At 28.2% G+C, this 14,501-nt stretch carries 11 protein-coding genes and 4 tRNA genes; 12 read left to right on the top strand and 3 right to left on the bottom strand.

What is annotated here, in order from left to right:
- Positions 1-173: 173 nt before the first annotated feature.
- The 6 genes from trxA (at position 174) to M9400_RS00485 (ending at position 3,263) form a co-directional block, all read left to right on the top strand.
- Entirely contained in the window at positions 174-509 is a 336-nt protein-coding gene (gene trxA, locus M9400_RS00510; RefSeq protein ID WP_250232492.1) for a thioredoxin, read from the top strand.
- Positions 510-960: 451 nt separating this feature from the next.
- Positions 961-2,220, top strand: a complete 1,260-nt coding sequence (gene rho / locus M9400_RS00505; RefSeq protein ID WP_250232491.1) for a transcription termination factor Rho — start codon at positions 961-963, stop codon at positions 2,218-2,220.
- Between the two features lie 555 nt (positions 2,221-2,775).
- Positions 2,776-2,849: transfer RNA gene (locus M9400_RS00500), tRNA-Arg, on the top strand.
- 44 nt (positions 2,850-2,893) lie between these two features.
- Positions 2,894-2,966: transfer RNA gene (locus M9400_RS00495), tRNA-His, on the top strand.
- Positions 2,967-2,997: 31 nt separating this feature from the next.
- Positions 2,998-3,083: transfer RNA gene (locus tag M9400_RS00490), tRNA-Leu, on the top strand.
- Positions 3,084-3,189: 106 nt separating this feature from the next.
- Positions 3,190-3,263: transfer RNA gene (locus tag M9400_RS00485), tRNA-Pro, on the top strand.
- Positions 3,264-3,381: 118 nt separating this feature from the next.
- Here the strand turns inward: M9400_RS00485 and hemD are convergent.
- Together hemD and hemC are read right to left on the bottom strand one after the other, a co-directional pair.
- Positions 3,382-4,131: a uroporphyrinogen-III synthase gene (hemD, locus tag M9400_RS00480; RefSeq protein ID WP_250232490.1), complete on the bottom strand. Its 750-nt coding sequence runs from the start codon at positions 4,129-4,131 to the stop codon at positions 3,382-3,384.
- Positions 4,132-4,178: 47 nt separating this feature from the next.
- Positions 4,179-5,084: a hydroxymethylbilane synthase gene (hemC, locus tag M9400_RS00475; RefSeq protein ID WP_420022271.1), complete on the bottom strand. Its 906-nt coding sequence runs from the start codon at positions 5,082-5,084 to the stop codon at positions 4,179-4,181.
- Between the two features lie 731 nt (positions 5,085-5,815).
- Here hemC and dapF point away from each other — a divergent pair.
- From dapF to yigL, 5 genes are all read left to right on the top strand, one after another.
- Positions 5,816-6,640, top strand: coding sequence for a diaminopimelate epimerase (gene dapF / locus M9400_RS00470; protein WP_250232489.1), 825 nt, complete (start codon positions 5,816-5,818; stop codon positions 6,638-6,640).
- Between the two features lie 118 nt (positions 6,641-6,758).
- Positions 6,759-7,475: a 5-amino-6-(5-phospho-D-ribitylamino)uracil phosphatase YigB gene (gene yigB / locus M9400_RS00465; protein ID WP_250232488.1), complete on the top strand. Its 717-nt coding sequence runs from the start codon at positions 6,759-6,761 to the stop codon at positions 7,473-7,475.
- Positions 7,476-7,539: 64 nt separating this feature from the next.
- Positions 7,540-9,489 carry a UvrD-helicase domain-containing protein gene (locus M9400_RS00460; RefSeq protein WP_250232487.1) on the top strand — a complete coding sequence of 650 codons (1,950 nt, stop codon included), beginning with the start codon at positions 7,540-7,542 and terminating at the stop codon, positions 9,487-9,489.
- Positions 9,490-9,970: 481 nt separating this feature from the next.
- A complete protein-coding gene (corA, locus tag M9400_RS00455; protein ID WP_250232486.1) occupies positions 9,971-10,915 on the top strand; it encodes a magnesium/cobalt transporter CorA in 945 nt (314 codons plus the stop codon).
- A gap of 269 nt (positions 10,916-11,184) precedes the next feature.
- The gene (yigL, locus tag M9400_RS00450) at positions 11,185-12,012 is read left to right on the top strand and encodes a sugar/pyridoxal phosphate phosphatase YigL (RefSeq protein WP_250232485.1); all 828 of its coding nucleotides are present in this window, start codon (positions 11,185-11,187) and stop codon (positions 12,010-12,012) included.
- Positions 12,013-12,510: 498 nt separating this feature from the next.
- Here the strand turns inward: yigL and M9400_RS00445 are convergent, their stop codons facing one another.
- Positions 12,511-13,104: a YhgN family NAAT transporter gene (locus M9400_RS00445; protein WP_250232484.1), complete on the bottom strand. Its 594-nt coding sequence runs from the start codon at positions 13,102-13,104 to the stop codon at positions 12,511-12,513.
- A gap of 234 nt (positions 13,105-13,338) precedes the next feature.
- On the opposite strand from M9400_RS00445, the gene asd reads away from it, so the two are divergent.
- The gene (gene asd, locus M9400_RS00440) at positions 13,339-14,445 is read left to right on the top strand and encodes an aspartate-semialdehyde dehydrogenase (protein ID WP_250232483.1); all 1,107 of its coding nucleotides are present in this window, start codon (positions 13,339-13,341) and stop codon (positions 14,443-14,445) included.
- Positions 14,446-14,501: the final 56 nt, after the last annotated feature.

Below are 14,501 nucleotides of genomic sequence, written 5' to 3'. Positions count from 1 at the left end.
TATAAGTGAAAATTACATATTTTATTTAAATAAAATTAATAAAAATTTGATATCCATGACTAATTATGTAGATAACAATAAACACTAATTAATTTACGATATTTACTGAAATTAACAAATTGTTATATACGCATATGACAATTAACAGAAACAGGTTATAAGAGGAGAATAAATTGAATCATATACTACATTTGACAGATTCTGATTTTAAAGAAAAGGTATTAAACTCTATCAATCAAGACAATAAACCATTTTTAATTGATTTTTGGGCTGAGTGGTGTAATCCTTGTAAAGCAATGACACCTATCTTAGAAGATATAGCTGTTGAATTTCATGATAAACTAAAAATAGCAAAATTAAATATAGATGACAATCCAATAACTACTAAAAAATATGGCATTAGAAGTATTCCAACATTATTGTTGATTCACCATGGAACAGTATTATCTACTAAAATAGGATTGTTGTCTAAACAAAAATTACAAGAATTTTTAAAAACATATATATAAATTTCACGCTTATTTTTAATATTTGTAATTTTCAAAAATTTATCTTATATGTTAGTAGACGTTTCTTTAGGATTATAGTAGAATGACAGCCTGTTGCTTCGTAATTAACCATAAATATATAATTTTTCAGTAACGATTAGACGCACAATAACCATTGTAATAATAGCGATTACGATTGTATAATATAAATAAGATAAATTAAATGTAGACATGTTTTCTAATATAGTTATGAGATTATTGGTGAATTTTTAAAAATCTATTTCTATATGATAATCCGATAATAAAATAAGTAGCATTTAATTATATACCTGTTCTCGATAATATTTGGGATTGGGTATATAATTTAAGCACCATCATACTATAAAGGGAATAATTATATTGTGTTGTGCAATAAACCATATCTCTTTAATACCAACGGTATTGTATACCTCCAATTTAAGAATCCATAATTATGAATCTTACAAAGTTAAAAAATATACCAGTTTCTGAGTTAGTACACCTTGGAGAAAGTATGGGTCTAGAAAATTTAGCACGTATGCGTAAACAAGATATTATTTTTGCTATTTTTAAACAACATGCTAAAACTGGAGAAGATATTTTTGGGGATGGCGTATTAGAGATCTTACAAGATGGTTTTGGGTTTCTTAGGTCTAGTGATAGCTCCTATCTTGCAGGTCCAGATGATATTTATGTATCTCCTAGCCAAATTCGTCGTTTTAATTTACGTACTGGAGATACTATTTCTGGGAAAATTAGACCCCCAAAAGAAGGTGAACGTTATTTTGCATTACTTAAGGTAAGTGATGTAAATTATGACAAACCAGAAAATGCCCGTAATAAAATTTTATTTGAAAATCTCACCCCATTACATGCAAACTCACGATTACGTATGGAGCGAGGGAACGGTTCTACAGAAGATCTAACCGCAAGAGTATTAGATTTAGCATCACCAATTGGACGTGGTCAACGAGGTTTAATCGTAGCACCTCCTAAAGCGGGTAAAACCATACTGTTACAAAATATTGCGCAAAGTATTAGTCACAACTATCCAGACTGTGTACTGATAGTGCTTTTGATAGATGAACGCCCAGAAGAAGTAACTGAAATGCAACGCTTAGTGCATGGAGAAGTAATTGCATCTACTTTTGATGAACCAGCTTCTCGTCATGTACAAGTGTCCGAAATGGTAATTGAAAAAGCTAAACGATTAGTAGAACATAAAAAAGATGTCATTATTTTATTAGATTCCATCACACGATTAGCTAGAGCCTATAATACTATTGTACCTTCATCTGGAAAAGTATTAACAGGAGGAGTTGATGCTAATGCTTTGCATCGTCCAAAGCGGTTTTTTGGAGCTGCTCGTAATATGGAAGAAGGAGGGAGTTTAACTATTATAGCCACTGCTTTAATCGATACCGGATCAAAAATGGATGAAGTAATTTATGAAGAATTTAAAGGAACTGGAAATATGGAGCTACATTTATCAAGAAAAATAGCTGAAAAACGTGTTTTCCCAGCAATTGACTATAATCGATCTGGAACTAGAAAAGAAGAATTGTTAACCACTCAAGATGAACTGCAAAAAATATGGATTTTACGTAAAATTATTCATCCAATGAGCGAAATTGACGCAATGGAATTTATGATGAACAAACTATCTATGACAAAAACTAACGATGAGTTTTTTGATATGATGAAACGATGTTAATTTATTATAACAATTGTAATTTCTATATTAAAATGCGTTTTGAGAAATTGACTACCCGCAATATTTTTATGTTAATCTGTTTGGCCAAATTTAACTATAAAACTTATTTAAGAGCTATTTGCGTTTTTATATTATACACTATGAATATAGTATTGGTAGATGCATGAATCTTATGCAATCACTCATTTTAAAAAAGTATTAAAGTAGCATAAAAAATAATATAAAAAATTATAATATTAATAATATATTTACATATAAATGATAATTAATTAATTTTTAAACTAATATAGGATATGTGGATACTGTTATGTTTTTTAATTTATTCTATTCAGATTTTTAAATAAAATTTTAACTATATCGCATAAATGATTTTAAAGGAGCACCCAAAACTATAAAATAGACTTTTCGTTTTTATAAAATACTTATTTTTATGTTATTTTAAGTAGTAATATTGAATTAAATATTGTTTTTTATATAAAATAAACTACATTTAACTAATTAAACGTATCTTATTTAGCGCAAAGATAAATTAAAATATATATACGCTGAATCAGTGCGTCCGTAACTCAATTGGATAGAGTATTGTCCTCCGAAGACAAAGGTTTCAGGTTCAAATCCTGTCGGACGCATTGATCTATTGAAATTTATATAAAAAAATTAGGATTGATCTGTGGTGATTGTAGCTCAGTCGGTAGAGCTCTGGATTGTGGTTCCAGTAGTCGTGGGTTCGAATCCCATCAATCACCCATTTAAAAAATAAAATAAAACCAACACTAAGCGAAGGTGGCGGAATTGGCAGACGCATTAACTTCAGGAGTTAGTGTCTTTACAGAGACGTGAGGGTTCAAACCCCTTCCTTCGCAAAAATAATTACCACTATGCACAATAAATCAGTTAATTATCAGACTCAGATATTAGTAGACAGAATATAAAATACACAAAAAACCTACATAAAATTTAATAAATTATCGGCGAGTGGCGCAGCTTGGTAGCGCTCCTGGTTTGGGACCAGGAAGTCGGAGGTTCGAATCCTCTCTCGCCGACTCTCATAATAAACTATATGAGAATTTTTAAATATTTCTCTGTTATATTTCCTAAAATTTATATTTTTTAATTAAAGCATATTATTTTAATCTGAATTTAATATTCCATACCATAATATTAAGAGTTTTTAATTAAAATATGAGTCAGTACATCATTGTTTGCTGAATATGCAACAATAATATCTGTCCAACCCAAATTTTTAGCTAATTTAGCCAAACGCAAACTTGCCACTATAAGCCTACATCGTATTAGCCAAGATGTGCGATAAAATTTAGGAATTAAATAATACAACTGTTTTAGTATATCTCCAGAAGTAACTACTACCGTTTTAATATTCAGTTCTAACAACCTACATGATTGCTCCTCTCCATTATATTGCAACGATTGTCTACGATAACATTCACAAGATAAAACTAACGCTCCTCTTTTCTGAAGAGTATCGTCTAAAACAGTACGTCCATTATTACCTCTCAAAATAAGAACACGTTTTCCATAACTATAAATTAATTCAGGTAATTGTAATAAATTTTCACTTGTTTCTTTATCTTTAGGATATTTTGAAGTAATTCCTGACAATTCATACATCTTTATGCTAGTTGCGCGACCAATAGAATAATATACTAATTTAGTAGGCCAAGGTATTCCCATACTAAGTAACTGATCGTGGGCATATTTAATTGCATTCTGCGATACAATACACAATAAATCACCTGCAGAAAGTAGATTTAATCGTTGTTCCAAAAAAGACAGCGTTCTTCCCGTAGAAAAACAAATTAATGGCAAATGATGTGCGATTTTTCCAATAGAAAGTAATTTATTTACTAACTTCTCCCCATATGGAGACGGTCGAGTGATTAAAATGCTCATACTTAACTACATTAAATTTCATTAATAAACATTAATTGTAAAATATATTACTTTGTAAATTGAATTAATAAATCTTCAGCAAGAATGAATCCCAGGTTTTCTGCTTGATCTAAAGGCGCTCGCCCTTCAGTACGAGTAATTTTACTTCCATCAGGCAATCCAATAAGTGCACGCAACCATATTTGATCTCCTTCAATTTCAGCATAACTAGCAATTGGTAATTGACAATAACTTTCTAAATAAGTAGTAACAGCACGTTCTGCTTTAATACGTAATGACGTTTCCCTATGATATAAAGGTAATAACAACGATAAAACATCAGTGTCATCTGAACGACATTCTATAGCTATAGTGCCCTGCCCCATAGCTGGCAATAGATCAGATGGATCAATATGAACACGAATATACTCATTTAATTTTAATCGATTCAATCCAGCTACAGCTAAAATGATTGCATCATATTGATCATACTGTAATTTTTTTAATCTAGTATCTATATTGCCTCGTAAGTTATTTATTATCAAATCTGGACGTTGAGCGCGTATTTGACATTGTCTACGTAAACTTGATGTTCCTATTGTACCGCCAATAGGCAACATATCTATATTAGAATATTTTAAACTAACAAAAGCATCACGCGGATCATTTCGTTCACATAGAATTGGAAGAATTAACTCAGCTGGTAAAGGTGCTGTAACATCTTTCATAGAATGCACGGCAATATCAGCACGAAAATCTACTAATGCATATTCTAATTCTTTAATAAATGCACCTTTTTTAATTTTTTTCTTTGAAACATTATTTAAAAATTTGTCTCCTGTTGTTACAATAGGCATTAGCTCTATTTGTATATCTGGATGATAGCGCTTCAATTCATTACAAACATATTGAGCTTGACAAATAGCCAATCGACTTTTTCGCGTAGCAATCCTTAAAACTCTAGTATTTATCATTTTAATTATGTTAAAAATAAAACATATAATCTTTTAATTAATTAATATACTTGTAATTATTTTATAAACTAAATAACAAAAATAATATGCTAATCTTAAATTTTAATTCTATGTAATCTTAATATTTTAAGATAGATGAATTAGAAGAATTAATATAATTAATTGTATAAAACAAATTCTTTCTTCAGATTATTATCTAAAATATTGCAATATTACTATATTTACATTATGAATTTTATATTCATATCTCTTTTTACAAAGATTTATAATAAAAAAGCATGCTATACCATTATTAATGGTATTTAGTACAAAACTAATTTATCTATTTATATTATAATACCTTAATTATTAATTAAGAATAAAAATAACATTTAAATATTTTTAATACATTAATTATCAATATAAATTGATAGTATCATTTGCATTACTTTAAAAATAAAATTAATTTTTTAAATTATTTAAAATATTATTAGTCTTATTTTTAAAACATAAAAGATACTCTGTTTTAAATAAACATCATATTTTTATAAATTAATCGTAATGTTTTTAATAAACATATATTTTTATCAATTATTAAGATACAATGACATTAATTTAATTTTTATTTAATAGAAATTAAATTAATATATTCACTATTATGAAAATATATAAACAATTTAGTTTAATAAACTTATTTTGAAAAGTTAACGATACATATTTAATTTTATTCGTTGATATTATATGAGGCAAATATGAGATTTGCAAAAATGAATGGATTGGGTAATGATTTTGTTATTATAGATGCTATAACACAAAATATATATCTCACTACTAAAAATATAAAATATCTATCAAACCGATATTACGGAATTGGATTTGATCAATTGCTAATAGTAGAACCCCCTTATGATCCAGCAATAGATTTCCATTGCAGAATTTATAACGCAGATGGAACAGAAGTCAATCAATGCGGAAACGGTATTCGTTGTTTTGCGCAATTTGTTTACTTAAAAAAATTAACTAACAAACGAAATATTCACATTAGCACTCGCACTCATCATATAGTCCTATCTATAATGGATGACAATCATATATCTGTCAACATGGGTCCACCAATATTTGATCCAAAGCTTGTCCCATTTTATGCATCACAATATCAAAAAACTTACATTTTATTTTTGCCTACACAAACAATATTATGTGGTATAGTATCTATGGGCAATCCTCATTGTGTTATTTTAGTTGAAAACATAGAAACCGTCCAAGTTAATTTATTAGGATCAACATTAAAAAATCATCATTGTTTTCCAGAACAAGTCAATGTAAGTTTTATGCAGATTATTGATCGTAACAAGATCCGATTACGAGTATACGAACGAGGGGTAGGAGAAACTCAGGCCTGTGGAACTGCCGCCTGTGCAGCTGTAGCTATAGGCATTCAACAAAAGCTGTTATGTGAAACAGTAAACGTAGTATTGCCCGGGGGTACTTTGTCAATAAATTGGACAGGTATAGGAAATCCATTATATATGACTGGATCAACATCATACGTATATGATGGATATATTGATGTATAAACTCAGAATGATGTACAGAACTATATTGTTTGTATAATTAAATATATGTACTTATTAATTGATAAAAATACAAATACTATATCAATTAATACTTTAATTTATATTAAAGGTATAATTTATGCATTTTTATCGCGTGTTACGCCCTTTTCATGCTATAACTTTAGATTTAGATAATACATTGTACAACAATTATTCGATCATGAATCAAGCTGAAGAACAATCAGTATTATTTTTACAACAATATCATCCCGCGTTGTCTAAAATAAAAAAAACCGACTATTGCCGGGCACGTAAAATACTTAAAATTATAGAACCAGACATTTATCATGATGTAAATTATTGGCGTTGGAAATCTTTAAAAATAACTTTGCTTCAGGCAGGATTAAATAAAAATGAAGCACAAGCAGGAGCTGATTATGCTATGGAAATTATTATACGTTGGCGCAATAAAATTAATATACCTCTTAGTACTCATAACACATTATCTGCATTAAATACTAAGTGGCCATTAATTGCAATTACTAATGGCAATGCAAATCCTATTACCTGTGGGTTACAACCATATTTTCAATATATACTACGTGCTGGGATTAATGGTCGAGCTAAACCATATGCAGATATGTATTATTTAGCTTCAAAACATTTTGGATTGCCTTGTAAAAATATTCTACATGTAGGAGATGACTTGCAAACAGATATAAAAGGAGCGATGCTCTCTGGAATGCAAGCCTGTTGGGTCAATCAATACAACACAGATCAATTTTACTCAATAGATATAAAATTGTTGCCACATTTAAAAATTTCCAAGTTAATATCATTAACATACTTACTATAACATTAATAGTTGTATTAATAACATATTTTATAATAATTATTATAAGCATATATTTCAATATTTTATGAATATTTCTAATATTCTTAACCAACTAAATGATAAACAAAAAGAAGCAGTTACTTCTAACGACAAAAATATATTGGTATTATCTGGAGCCGGAAGCGGAAAAACTCGAGTATTAGTGAATCGCATTGCCTGGCTGCAATTAGTAAAAAAATGCACACCATGGTCAATAATGGCGGTAACTTTTACCAATAAATCTGCTTTGGTCATGCGTAATCGGGTTCAATCCTTAATTGGTGTTCAAAAAAAAAGTGATATGTGGATCAGTACTTTTCATGGATTAGCAAATCATTTGTTACGAACTCATTATATACATGCAAATTTACCAAAAGATTTTCAAATTCTTGATAAGAATGATCAAATTCGACTTTTAAAACAATTAATACGTTCGCTTAATTTAAATGAAAAAAAATACAACGTGCATCAGGCTATGCATTATATTAATACAGAAAAAAATAAAATTTCAGAAATTCAAAATACTAATATCAATAATAATTCAATAAAAATGACATGGATACGACTTTATCGGTCTTATCGTGATATATGTCACCGTTCTGGATTAGTAGATTTTAATGAATTATTAGAACGCGCATATATGCTATGTTTAAATTATCCAAATATTTTACATTATTATCAACAACGATTTATTAATATTTTAGTAGATGAATTTCAAGATACTAATAAAATACAATATGATTGGTTATGTCTATTATCAGGAGAAAACAATAATTTAATGATTGTTGGTGATGATGATCAATCTATTTATGGTTGGAGAGGAGCGCAAGTAAAAAATTTTCAAAGATTTTTAGAAGATTTTAAAAATGTACGAATTATTACATTAGAACAAAATTATCGTTCTACTAATAATATTTTGAAAGCTGCTAACGCTCTTATTTGTAAAAATAACACACGTCTAAAAAAAAAACTATGGACACAAGAAAACAAAGGAGATGCAATTTCTGTTTACTGTGCTTTTAACGCAGCAGATGAAGCTTTATTTGTGGCAAACAATCTAATAAATTGGAAAAAAAAACATGGTTCACTCAATGAGTGCGCTATATTATATCGAAACAATTTTCAATCTCGTTTACTGGAAGAAATTCTATTGAAAAAAAATGTGCCTCATCAAATATATGGAGGAATAAAGTTTTTTGAGCGCAAAGAAATTAAAGACATCATAGCTTATTTAAAATTTGTTACTAATCAAAATAATAATATTGCTTATATGCGAATAATTAATACACCTAATAGAGGAATTGGACCACGTACTTTAGAAAATATAAATAAACACGCTAATTTAAATCACTTAAGTTTATGGGAAAGTAGCTTATTTATTTTACACAAAGAGATTATCAAAGGAAAATCTGCTATTGCTCTAAAAAAATTTATTACGTTAATAGATTCATTAAAAAAACAAATTTTAACCATATCACCTTTACACGAACAAATCTATTATATTATTAAGCAAGTCGGATTATGGAGTGCATATGAAGAAAAAACATTGATACCAACGTATCATGATAATATACACAATATTCAAGAGTTAATTACAATGAGCAAACAATATGATGTTTTATTAGAATCAACAACATATGAATCTCCATTACAACAATTTTTATCATATATTTCCTTAGAATTTGAAGAAAATTTATCTAATTCACATGTAGATGCAGTGCAATTAATGACGCTACATGCTTCAAAAGGATTGGAATTTTCTCAAGTATTTATTGTAGGTCTAGAAGAAGGCATTTGCCCAAGTTACATTGCTTTAACTAACAAAGAACTATTAGAAGAAGAACGTAGATTAATTTATGTCGGTATCACACGCGCTATGCATAAATTAACAATTAGTTATTCAGAAACTCGTCATATCTATGGAAAAGAGATAATAATCCAATCACCATCTAGATTTGTTAACGAATTACCAACAGATTGTTTAGAAGTGTCTTAGTATTTCTTATTAAAAATACGTGTTACTATTTTTATAAATTTATGTTTCTGTCGTATTAAATTTTCTGAAAGTTAATATCCTAATTCTGTTGAATTATTATATAATACAAATATATCTATACGCTTTATTTTCATTAAAAACTAAAAATATTGACAGTCCTTTTATACTTAGGAATGATTGTGCACGCATACAATCTCTGTAAATTTGATTTATAATACTTTCATTATGAAGAATATTTACTGAAAATTTAATGCACTATCATAATAATTATATTATGTAATCAAATAGATAAGTTCCTACAAGTTATTTGAATCGTTATAGATATTTGATACTTAATACCTAGCCACAGTTCTTGTAATTGTTCTATGTTGCAATAGATCATTACAAAAATTATATAGGGAGAATAACTATTTATTATCTAATTTTAATTATTGTGATCTAATGTATTCGAGTGTTATATCCGTTAAGGAAAAAATGATATATGTTTAACATATTTCAATTAAAAAATAATCATTTACTCCGTGTTAATGAAAAAGAAAAAATATCATTTTTAAACAATATTATTTGGGTAGATATAATAAATCCAAATAACGATGAATACAATTATATACAAAATATATTGTTGCACCAAAAAATAAATTTTTTTAAACTAAAAGATATCAACAAAACTATACGTTTTTTTAAAGATAAAAATGGGCTGCATATCCGTTCTTTTTTCTTTTCATATAATGAAAGAGAACAAATAAATAACTCTATTGTATCCTTTACCATATATAATGGATGTCTATTCACTTCACGCAAAGAAGAATTTCCAGTATTTTATACATATCAACAATATTTGCATAACCATTTATTAATAGATGGAAATGCCTATGAATTATTATTAAATTTATTTGAAGTAAAAATTGATGATCTAGCAAACAAAATAGAGCATATTTACTCCACTTTAGAAACATTAAGTTTTGTCATCATGAATGGACAACAAATTGATGAATATGATCATGCGCTTTCTGATTTAGCTGTATTGGAAAACATGGGCTGGAAAATTCGTGTTAATTTATTAGATTCTGAAAGAGCAATAAAATTTTTAATACGTAAAGTAAAACTACCCATAACACAACAACAATATGCTAAGGAAATTTTGAGCGACATTGCACTATTACTACCTCATAATGAATATGTATTTCATCAGATTAGTTCTTTAACCCAATCAGCAATGGGATTTATTAATATCGAGCAAAATAGAATCATAAAAATTTTTTCAGTAGTTTTTTTACCTCCAACTTTAATAGCATCTAGTTATGGAATGAATTTTGAATTTATGCCAGAACTACAGTGGTCATTTGGTTATCCTAGTGCCATTATCTTGATGATTTTAGCAGGATTAGCTCCGTATATCTATTTTAAATATAAAAATTGGTTATAAATAATTAACAACTACAATAATACTGTTTATAAAATGTTACAAATAATATAAATTTAATAAATTAAATATTTCTAAAATCTATCTTCACAGAAGAATCTTATATTACTCAAATAAGAATATTATTAAAGAACACGTGTAATAAATCAATGTTTAAAAATAATATTTATTATTATATATATCAAATTTTTATTAATATCATATTGTAATTATTGGTGTATAATCGTTATTATCACTGCAAAATTTTAATAAAACAATAAAGCGAGGTATAGATGTTTCGCATTGTTGTGTCTGATTTAGACGGCACCCTGCTAACACCAAGTCACCGATTAACACATTTCACTAAAAAGATTCTGCAACTATTAACTGATAATAAAATTCATTTTGTTTTTGCTACCGGCCGACATCACACAAGTGTCATGGAAATCCGTGATAATTTAAAAATTAACGCCTATATGATTACCTCTAATGGAGCTAGAATACACAATGCTGATGGAAAACTAATTGACTCTTATAATTTAGAGACAGCAATTGTATCTGACCTGCTATCCATAGCACATTATGATTCTGAAATTATTACTAATGTTTTCCACAACGATCAGTGGTTGATCAATCGATCAGTATCAGATCAAAATTATTTGACTAACAAATATGAATCTAATTACTGTGTTTATCAGAAAGATACGTTACCTTTGGACAAGATTTGTAAAGTATATTTTACTAGTAATAATTACCAACGGTTGTTATCCTTGGAAAAGGAATTAAACACACGATGGAGTCATTATGTTAATATTAGTTTTTCGCTTCCAACATGCTTGGAAGTAATGCCGGGTGGAGTCTCTAAAGGTCATGCTTTAGCGAAAGTAGTTAAATTACTAGGATATCAACTCAAGGATTGCATTTCATTTGGTGATGGTATGAACGACCAAGAAATGTTATCAATGACAGGAAAAGGATGTATAATGAGTAACGCACAACAACGACTAAAAGATACACTTCCATTATTAGAAATTATTGGAAGTAATAAAAATGATGCAGTTCCCCATTATTTAAAACGTCTTTATCTCAATAAGTTACCTAATATGCCTCTAATAAAATAATTGTTTTTTAATCAACATTCTATAACAACCTATAAGGTAATATCCTTTATACACTACAAAACACTAGTTTTCTTAAGGGTATATCAAACATACATGATCTTTTATATCTATATTAATAATATTAACTATAATCTCTCATTAAAAATAACATTTTACATTAAAATTACGACTATCATTTAATCAATTAATAAAAATATTTATATATTCAAACGACTAACTTATATTAATATAATATAAATGTATGTATTACGTTTATATTATATTAATATATCCTGTATATAACATATTTTATCAAAAAATTAATTTAAGATATTAAATTATAAATTTATATAAAAACTATTATTTTATAAATGTAACAAAATTAAACTTTTATAATTTTATTTTTCGTTTAATTTTTAAAAATATCTATCATTAATGAATTTGAAATAATCTGTAAAAAACTGCAACCAATACTAAAAATAGTATAATGTACTTTATAGTACACAACAATTTTAATAATCATGTGCATAAATAACTATGTATTCCATCAAGTAACATTTGAGTAGAAATCATTACTAACAACAAACCCATTAATCTCTCTAAAGCACCGATACCTTTGTTTCCTAATAAACGAGAAAATATATTAGACAACATCAAAATTAACATGGATAACCCCCAGGCAATAATCAATGATAAAATTAACAAATCAATTTGCTGAGGATATTGGTGGGATAATAATAGTAACGTTGCTAAAATCGAAGGACCTGCAACCAAAGGAATAGCAAGTGGAACTAAAAAAGGTTCTTCTCCTTCTGAAACACCCGTATTACTTCCTTCTTCTGAAGGAAATATCATTTTTATAGCAATTAAAAATAAAACAATACCGCCAGAAATAGAAACTGTTTCTGTGTGCAAATTAAGAAAAGTTAAAATATGTTCTCCAACAAATAAAAATCCTAACATTAATAATAAAGCAATCACCATCTCTCGAATTATTATAATTTGACGCCGTTTTGGTTCTAAACCTTTTAATATCGACATAAAAATTGGTAAATTTCCAATAGGATCCATAATTAAAAATAACAAAACTGTAGCTGATATCATTTCATTCATTATTATTTTCCTAATAGTTATTTATATTTTATATACATCATGCTTTTTATAAAGTAAATTATAAATATTATCATAAACGTATCATCATACCGTATTACTTATAACGTATACGTGCTATACACTATGTATAAATAATTTTCAATATACAGCATATTTTTAATAAATGTTCAATATATTACAATACTCACAATACATATGTTTTGATGACAACACTTAATAATTGAGAGATTAACAATGAAAAACATTGGGTTTGTTGGTTGGAGAGGCATGGTAGGTTCGGTATTAATGAATCGTATGCAAGAAGAAAGTGACTTTGACTATTTTCACTCAACGTTTCTTTCTACGTCCCAAATAGGAAAACACGCTCCAAACATTCAAGGAAAACAAGAACTATTTTTACAAGATGCCTATGATATAGAGCTTCTTAACTCCTTAGATATTATCATTACATGTCAAGGTAGCGCATATAGTAATATTATTTATCCAATATTAAGAAAAACTGGATGGGCGGGTTATTGGATTGATAGCGCTTCGTCTTTAAGAATGAATGATGATGCAATTATTATTTTAGATCCTGTCAATCAAGTATTCATAGAAAAAAGTCTAAATAATGGCATTAAAACATTTATAGGCGGCAATTGTACTGTTAGTTTAATGTTAATGTCTTTAGGTGGATTATTTTCTCAAAATTTAATTGAATGGGTTTTTGCGTCTACTTATCAAGCAGCTTCTGGATACGGAGCGCGCGCCATTCGGGAACTATTAATACAAATGGGTCAAGTGTATAATACAGTAACTGATTTCTTAACATCCTCTACTACGACGATTCTAGATATTGAACATGCAATTACTAAATTTAGCAGAACTGATTCTTTATTAGTAGATTGTTTTAAAGTTCCTTTAGTAGGCAACGTTATTCCATGGATTGGTAATTATATGTGTGACGGCCAAACTCAAGAAGAGTGGAAAGGTCAAGCAGAAACTAATAAAATTCTCAATACTTCCGAGAGTATAACAGTAGATAGTTTATGTGTGCGTGTTGGATCATTACGTTGTCATAGTCAAGCATTCATCTTAAAACTTAAGAAAAATATGTGCCTTACGGAAATAGAAGAACTCATTCAGTCACATAATGAATGGGTGGAAGTTATTCCAAATGATATGAAACAATCACTAGAAAACTTAACTCCTATAATGGTGTCCGGAACACTCAAAATACCAATCGGTCGATTACGCAAATTGCATGCAAGCAACAAACATATCGCAGCTTTTAGCGTGGGGGATCAGTTACTTTGGGGAGCGGCTGAACCATTAAGAAGGATGCTACGGCAACTACTATAGATTTCACTAAAAATAACAATATCATTCTACAATTAGCGAAAACATGATATCGAGAA

This window comes from Blochmannia endosymbiont of Camponotus sp. (assembly GCF_023586085.1).
Taxonomy (GTDB): Bacteria; Pseudomonadota; Gammaproteobacteria; order Enterobacterales; family Enterobacteriaceae; genus Blochmanniella.
This window is presented reverse-complemented; position numbering and strand designations above follow the sequence as displayed.